Genomic DNA, 284 nt, shown 5'->3' on the forward strand with positions numbered 1-284 from the left:
TGTTTTGCTGATTTTGAGGCGCGCTGCGGCCTCTCGGACGGTCAATCCATCGCTGATATGGGCTTTGGCTTGCTCCAGCTTCTTGAGCGTGACGACAGGCTTGCGCCCTCCTTTTCTGCCGCGCGTTGCAGCAGCCTTCAATCCGGCCTGCGTGCGCTCGACAATGAGGTCACGCTCAAACTCGGCAAGCGCACCGAACAGATGGAACACCAAAGTGCCGCCGGTAGTTGTTGTGTCCACGCCTTCGGTCAGGGATTTGAAGCCAACACCGCGGTCGCCGAGGT

The 284-nt window shown here is 59.5% G+C and carries 1 protein-coding gene; it reads right to left on the bottom strand.

Annotated elements, in window-relative coordinates; translation table 11 throughout:
- Positions 1–284, bottom strand: a 284-nt coding sequence (locus A3722_RS16015; RefSeq protein WP_161488230.1) for a recombinase family protein, incomplete at both ends; no start/stop codon positions are given.

Origin of the sequence: Sulfitobacter sp. HI0027 (genome assembly GCF_001634775.1) — a bacterium.
Taxonomy (GTDB): Bacteria; Pseudomonadota; Alphaproteobacteria; order Rhodobacterales; family Rhodobacteraceae; genus Sulfitobacter.